Origin of the sequence: Paramagnetospirillum caucaseum, from assembly GCF_000342045.1 — a bacterium.
Lineage (GTDB): Bacteria > Pseudomonadota > Alphaproteobacteria > Rhodospirillales > Magnetospirillaceae > Phaeospirillum > Phaeospirillum caucaseum.
Genome location: NZ_AONQ01000054.1, coordinates 23,228 through 30,026 on the forward strand (window position 1 = coordinate 23,228; position 6,799 = coordinate 30,026).

At 68.1% G+C, this 6,799-nt stretch carries 7 protein-coding genes; all 7 read left to right on the forward strand.

The annotated features are described in order from the left end of the window. The first annotated feature begins 1 nt into the window (after nucleotide 1). Nucleotides 2–592, forward strand: coding sequence for an ABC-type transport auxiliary lipoprotein family protein (locus H261_RS16835; protein WP_008619863.1), 591 nt, complete (start codon nucleotides 2–4; stop codon nucleotides 590–592). Further along, a complete protein-coding gene (locus tag H261_RS16840; protein ID WP_008619864.1) occupies nucleotides 589–1,917 on the forward strand; it encodes a class I SAM-dependent RNA methyltransferase in 1,329 nt (442 codons plus the stop codon). Before H261_RS16835 ends, H261_RS16840 begins: the two co-directional genes overlap by 4 nt. 63 nt (nucleotides 1,918–1,980) lie before the next feature. Further along, on the forward strand, nucleotides 1,981–2,598 hold the full coding sequence (locus H261_RS16845) for a histidine phosphotransferase family protein (RefSeq protein ID WP_008619868.1): 618 nt from the start codon (nucleotides 1,981–1,983) through the stop codon (nucleotides 2,596–2,598). 170 nt (nucleotides 2,599–2,768) lie between these two features. Further along, nucleotides 2,769–5,420, forward strand: a complete 2,652-nt coding sequence (locus H261_RS16850) for a hybrid sensor histidine kinase/response regulator (RefSeq protein WP_008619875.1) — start codon at nucleotides 2,769–2,771, stop codon at nucleotides 5,418–5,420. Continuing rightward, entirely contained in the window at nucleotides 5,417–5,902 is a 486-nt protein-coding gene (locus H261_RS16855) for a chemotaxis protein CheW (protein ID WP_040476762.1), read from the forward strand. Before H261_RS16850 ends, H261_RS16855 begins: the two co-directional genes overlap by 4 nt. 86 nt (nucleotides 5,903–5,988) lie before the next feature. Then, nucleotides 5,989–6,354, forward strand: a complete 366-nt coding sequence (locus H261_RS16860) for a response regulator (RefSeq protein ID WP_008619879.1) — start codon at nucleotides 5,989–5,991, stop codon at nucleotides 6,352–6,354. A 23-nt stretch (nucleotides 6,355–6,377) separates the two neighbouring features. Continuing rightward, nucleotides 6,378–6,799, forward strand: a 422-nt coding sequence (locus H261_RS16865; RefSeq protein WP_008619881.1) for a response regulator, incomplete at its 3' end; no start/stop codon positions are given.

A 6,799-nucleotide genomic window follows, 5' to 3' on the forward strand; every position in this document is an offset into this window, starting at 1 on the left:
AATGATGCGCAAGACAATAGCAGTCGCCCTCGCCCTTCTCCTCGCCGCCTGCGCCGGGCCGGCGGCGCCGCCGGATTCGTTCTACCGCATCGAGCCGGGCGCGCCCGGCCAGCGTTTCGCCAAGCCGCCCCTGCCGGGCGTGCTGGAGGTCAACCGGCTGGCCGCCGATGGGGTGGTGGCCGAGCGGGCCCTGGCCTTCGCCCGGACCGAAGGTGGCGCCCTGGCCCACTACAAGTACGATTTCTGGAGCGAACCGCCGGGAGTGCTGCTGCAGGACCGCCTCGCCCATTACCTGGCCGTCGCCGGAGCGGCCGACCGGGTGGTGACGCCGGAATTGCGGGTGCTGTCCGACTGGGTGCTGCGCGGCAAGGTGCGCCGCTTCGAGCAGATCGCCGGACGCGCCGAGGTGGTGATCGACCTGGAACTGGCGGTGGTCAGCGCCCGCGACGGCCGCGTCGTGTTGCAGCAGACCTATCTGGCCCGCGTGCCGGCCGCCTCCGAGCGGGTCGAGGACGCCGCCCGGGCCATGGAAAAGGGCGTGACCGACATCTTCGCCCGCGTCCTGGCCGATCTGGGTCGCTCCGCTCCATGAGGAAACCCCGCCGCGCGCCGCCGCGCCCCAATCGCAGCGTGCCGGCGCCCCGCACCGTCGAACTGGCCATCGATCAGGTGGGAGCGCGCGGCGACGGCATCGCCCGCCTGGACGGCGAGACGGTGTTCGTCCCTTTCACGGTGGCCGGCGACCGGGTGCTGGCCCGCATCGAGGGCAAACGCGGCGACGGCCTGACCGCCGCCCTGATCGAGGTGCTGGAACCGGGACCGGGACGCGCCGCCCCGCCCTGCGGCCATTACGGCCGCTGCGGCGGCTGCTCGGCCCAGCACCTGGACGACGCCCTTTATGCCGGGTGGAAGCGCGACCTGCTGGTCACCCAGCTGGCGCGGCAAGGCCTGGCCGAGGCGAATGTGGAGCCGCTGGTGCGGGTGCCGCCCGCCTCGCGGCGCCGCGCCGACTTCACCTTCACCCGCGCCAAGGGCGCCATCCTGCTGGGCTTCAACGGGCGGGCCAGCCATACCGTCATCGACATCGAGCGCTGTCCGCTGCTCGACCCGGCGTTGGGCACCGCCCTGCCCGGCCTGCGCCGCATGCTGTCGGGCATCGCCGTCGAGGGCGGCGGCGAGTTGATCGTCACCCTGACCGAAGGCGGGCTGGACGTGCTGGTGGAAGCCCCCGCCCGCCTCGACCTGTTCGAGCGGGAAGCCCTGGCCGCCGCCGCCGAGAGCCTGGACCTCGCCCGCCTGCACTGGCGCCGGCCCGGCACCGGCCCGGGGGGCGGATTCGTCGAGCCCATCGCGCGGCGCCGCCCGGCCGTGGTCCATTTCGGCGGCATGGCGGTGGAGCCCGCCCCCGGCGCCTTCCTGCAGCCGACCCGCGGCGGCGAGCTGGCCATCGTCGGGGCCATCCTGGCCGCCATTCCCAGGGACGTGCCGGTGGCCGACCTCTATGCCGGCTGCGGCAGCTTCAGCCTGCCGCTGGCCCTGCGCGGCCCGGTCCACGCGGTGGAGGGCGAGCAGGGACCGGTGGCGGCCCTGGATGCCGCCGCCCGGCGCGAGGGATTGCCGCTGTCCTCCGAGGTGCGCGACCTGGCCCGCCGGCCGCTGGCCGCCCATGAATTGAAGGCCTACCGCGCCGTGGTGCTCGACCCGCCCCGCGCCGGGGCCGCCGCCCAGGTTGCCGAACTGGCCCGCCGCGGCGCGGGAGGGCCGGCCACCATCGCCATGGTGTCGTGCAACCCCGCCACCCTGGCCCGCGACCTGCGCACCCTGTGCGATGGCGGCTGGCGCATCGAGCGGATCGTCCCCATCGACCAGTTTCCGTGGTCGGCTCACCTGGAAGCGGTGAGCATCCTCCGTCTATGACCCATTGGCCAAGCCGGCAGTATGATTATGCCCTGGAGGCGAAATCCTGGTACTCCTTTCCCCATGAGCGACATCCTCGACACCAAGCTGTCAGAACTTCTGTGCGCCCGCCTGTGCCATGACCTGGCCAGTCCGCTGGGGGCCGCCGCCGCCGGACTGGAATTGCTGGAAGACGGCAGCGATCCGGAAACCCTCGGACTGATCTCGGCCAGCATGGGGGCCGCCACGGCGCGGCTGAAATTCCTGCGCGCCGCCCTCGGCCCGGCCAACGACATGCCCCACCCGCCCAAATCCCTGGGCGACCTGATCCGCGCTTACTTAAGCGGCGCGGCGACCGGGGGCGTGGCGCTGGACTGGTCCAGCGAGCGCCCCGACATCGACGGCGAGACGGCGCGGTTGCTGCTCAATCTGGTGCTGATCGCCCGCGACGCCCTGCCGCGCGGCGGCCGGATCGCCGCCCGCTGCGGACCGCCGATGGGCGATGGCGACGCCGGATTGCGGATCGCCGCCACTGGCGAAAGTATGGGCCTCAGCGCCGAGGCGCGGCTGGTGCTGATCGACGGCGCTCCGCCGTCGGGACCACGCGGCGCCCAGGCCTGGTTCGCCCTGCATCTCGCCCGTGCCAAGGGCTTGAAAATCAGGCTTGATCCCAGGGCGGAGGAGATTTCGATCATGGCCTGACCGCCATTGTGGGAAAAATCGTTACGCAGGCGGATTTACCCGACTCTGGGTTCTTCTAAAGACTTCCTCGGCGTGCTATTAGTCAGCATGGCCTGTCCGGTTCGGATGGGGGGAGAGGTAGTTTTGGTGCCGCGCGCGGCCGCTGAAACAGGACCGTAGTGGAGTCGATCATGGATGATCTCCTCAGTGAATTTCTGACTGAGACATCGGAAAGTCTTTCCGTTCTTGACGTTGCCCTGGTGAATCTGGAGCAAAACCCCAACGACCCGCAGATTCTGGGCAACATCTTCCGTCTGGTCCACACCATCAAGGGCACCTGCGGCTTCCTTGGGCTGCCGCGCCTGGAGCATGTGGCCCATGCCGGCGAGAACGTGCTGGGCAAGTTCCGTGACGGCGAACTGGAGGTCACTCCCACCGCCGTGACCCTGATCCTGCAGTCCATCGACCGCATCAAGCTGATCCTGGGCCACCTGGAGCAGAACGAGTGTGAGCCCGAGGGCAGCGACGAAGACCTGATCGAGCACCTGAACGCCATGGCCGAGGGCCGCGCCGTCGGCGCGCCCGCCGCGCCGCCGCCGCCCGCGCCGCCCATGCCGACCTTCGAATCCGTGGCCACCGCCTCGGCCCCGCCGCCGCCCGCGCCGGAACCCGAGCCGGAGCCGGAACCCGAGCCCGAGCCGGTCAAGGCCAGCGTTCCCGCCACCGCGCCCCAGCCCTCCGCCGTCGCCGCCCCGCCGGTCCCGGCGGGCGAGGCCAAGGAATCCGCCGTCGCCGCCCAGACCATCCGCGTCAACGTGGAGCTGCTGGAAAACCTGATGACCCTGGTGTCCGAGCTGGTGCTGACCCGCAACCAGCTGCTCCAGATGGTGCGCGGCAAGGACGACAGCGAGTTCGCCACGCCGCTGCAGCGCCTGTCCCACATCACCACCGACCTCCAGGAAGGTGTGATGAAGACCCGCATGCAGCCCATCGGCAACGCCTGGGCCAAGCTGCCGCGCATCGTCCGCGACCTCGCGCTGGAAATGAACAAGAAGATCGACCTCCAGATGCTCGGTGCCGAGACCGAGTTGGACCGCCAAGTGCTGGAGCTGATCAAGGACCCGCTGACCCACATGGTGCGCAACTCCGCCGACCACGGCCTGGAGGGCACCGAGGAACGCAAGAAGGTCGGCAAGCCGGAAATCGGCAAGATCGTCCTCAACGCCTTCCACGAGGGCGGCCACATCATCATCGAGATTTCCGATGACGGCCGCGGCCTCAACCTGGATCGCATCAAGCAGAAGGCCATCCAGAACGGCCTGGCCTCCGAGTCCGAGCTCGACGCCCTGACGCCGCAGCAGATCTACCAGTTCATCTTCAAGGCCGGCTTCTCCACCGCCGAGAAGGTCACCAGCGTGTCGGGCCGCGGTGTCGGCATGGACGTGGTGCGCACCAACATCGAGAAGATCGGCGGCACCGTCGAGCTGAAGAGCCAGCCCGGCAAGGGATCCTCCTTCGTCATCAAGATCCCGCTGACGCTGGCCATCGTCTCGGCGCTGATCGTCGAATGCGCCGTCGAGCGCTTCGCCATCCCGCAGATCAGCGTGCTGGAACTGGTGCGCGTCACCGCCAATTCCGAGCACGGCATCGAGATGATCAACAACGCGCCGGTCCTGCGCCTGCGCGATCGCCTGCTGCCCCTGGTCTCGCTCAAGCGCCTGCTCAAGCTGGCCGAGAGCGAGGAAGAACAGCAGGAGACCTTCATCGTCGTCACCCAGGTGGGCACCTACACCTTCGGCATCATTGTCGACCGGGTGTTCGACACCGAGGAAATCGTGGTCAAGCCGGTGGCGCCGATCCTGCGCCACATCTCCATGTTCTCGGGCAACACCATCCTGGGCGACGGTTCGGTGATCATGATCCTCGACCCCAACGGCATCGCCGGCGCCACCGGCGAATCCGGCATGATGGGCGCCGGCACCCGCGACGCCGAGGCCCAGACCGTGCGCGAGAGCCACGCCGACCTCAAGACCTCGCTGCTGGTGTTCCGCGCCGGCGGCGACGACCTCAAGGCGGTGCCGCTGGCCCTGGTCGCCCGCCTCGAGGAGATCGAGGTCGGGGAGATCGAGCACAGCCACGGCAAGCCCATGGTCCAGTACCGCGGCCACCTCATGCCGCTGATCGCCATCGACGGCATCCTGAACCTCCGCGACGAGGGCCGCCAGCCGGTGCTGGTGTTCTCGGACAAGGAACACACCATGGGCCTGGTGGTGGACGAGATCGTCGACATCGTCGAGGACCGCCTGAAGGTCGAGCTGTCGGCCGACAATCCCGGCGTCATCGGCACCGCGGTGATCGCCGGCAAGGCCACCACCATCATCGACGCCGGCTACTACCTGCCGCAGGCGTTCGGCGACTGGTTCGGCCGCAACGACAAGGAATTCGGCAATGCCGACTTCCATGCGCCGCGTGTCCTGCTGGTCGACGACTCGCCGTTCTTCCGCAACCTGCTGACGCCCTTGCTGTCGGTGGCCGGCTACGAGGTGATCTCGGTGGAAGGCGCCGACAAGGCCCTGGCGCTGCGTGAGCGCGGTGACGAGTTCGACGCCATCATCAGCGACATCGAGATGCCGGGCATGAGCGGCTTCGAGTTCGCCCAGGCGGTGCGTGCCGACGGCCGTTGGGGCACCATCCCCATGGTGGCCCTGTCGTCGCACGCCACGGAAAAGGACTTCGAGCGCGGCCGCATGGTCGGCTTCAACGACTACATCGCCAAGTTCGACCGCGACGCGTTGCTGCAGACCCTGGCGACGACCATCGCTGCCTCCAAAGGTGCCGCATGAATCAGCTAGTCCCCGCCGGTAAGCGCCCTGGAACGGAGCTGGCCGCTCCCGAGACCCAGGACTTCGTGACCATGTTCATCGAGGGCCAACTGTTCGGGATACCCGTGCTGACCGTCCAGGACGTGCTGGGGCCACAGAAGATCACCCGCATCCCCCTGGCGCCCCGCGAGGTGGCCGGGTCCTTGAACCTGCGCGGCCGCATCGTCACCGCCATCGACGTGCGGCTCCGCCTCGGCCTCAAGAAGCGGGCCGAGGACAAGAAGGGCATGAGCGTGGTCGTCGACATGGGCGGCGAGCTCTATTCCCTGATGGTCGATCAGGTCGGCGAGGTTCTGTCGCTGCCCGCCGCCAAGTTCGAGCGCAACCCCCCGACGCTGGACCCCCACTGGCGCGAGTTCTCCATCGGCATCTATCGCCTGGAGGATAAGCTGCTGGTGGTGCTCGACGTGGGCAAGCTGCTGGATTTCACGCGGAACGAATAGTATAGGCATGGGGTAAGGGACCACGAAGGGGTGTCAGTCCCACCGAGGGGAACAAGACCGCCCCACCACCGGAGGCAAGCTTGGGCATGAAGTCCTGTCTGATCGTTGACGATTCCAAGGTCATCCGCATGGTGGCCAAGAAGATCCTGCATGAGCTGAGCTTCAAGACCGAGGAGGCCGAGGACGGCTCCGCGGCGCTCGAGGCCTGCAAGCGCTCCATGCCGGATGCGGTGCTGCTCGACTGGAACATGCCGGTGATGAACGGCATCGACTTTCTGCGTGCGCTCCGCCAGTTGCCCGGCGGCGATCATCCGGTGGTGGTGTTCTGCACCACCGAGAATGATATCGAGCACATCCAGGAAGCCATCACGGCGGGCGCCAACGAATACATCATGAAGCCCTTCGACAGCGAAATCCTTCAGGCGAAGTTCTCGCAGGTCGGATTGCTGTAGCCCCTGGTTCGGTGATTTTACCCATGGCCATCGATTCTCCTTCTCCGGCCGCCGACTCCATCCGGGTCATGCTGGTCGATGATTCCGCAGTGGTCCGCGGTCTCGTCACCCGCATCCTGGAAGGCGAAGCCGGCATCCAGGTGGTCGCCTCGGTCGGCAATGGCCAGATGGCGCTCGCCGCGCTGGAGCGCAACGAGATCGACGTCGTCATCCTCGATATCGAGATGCCGGTCATGGACGGTCTGACGGCTTTGCCCAAGCTGCTGCAGATCGACCCCGGCCTCAAGATCATCATGCAATCCACCCTGACGCTGAAGGGGGCCGACGTCTCCTTGCGCGCCATGCAGATGGGCGCCGCCGACTACATCCCCAAGCCCACCTCGACCCGCGATCTGGCGGGCGGCGTGGATTTCAAGTCGGAACTGGTGGGCAAGATCCGCGCCCT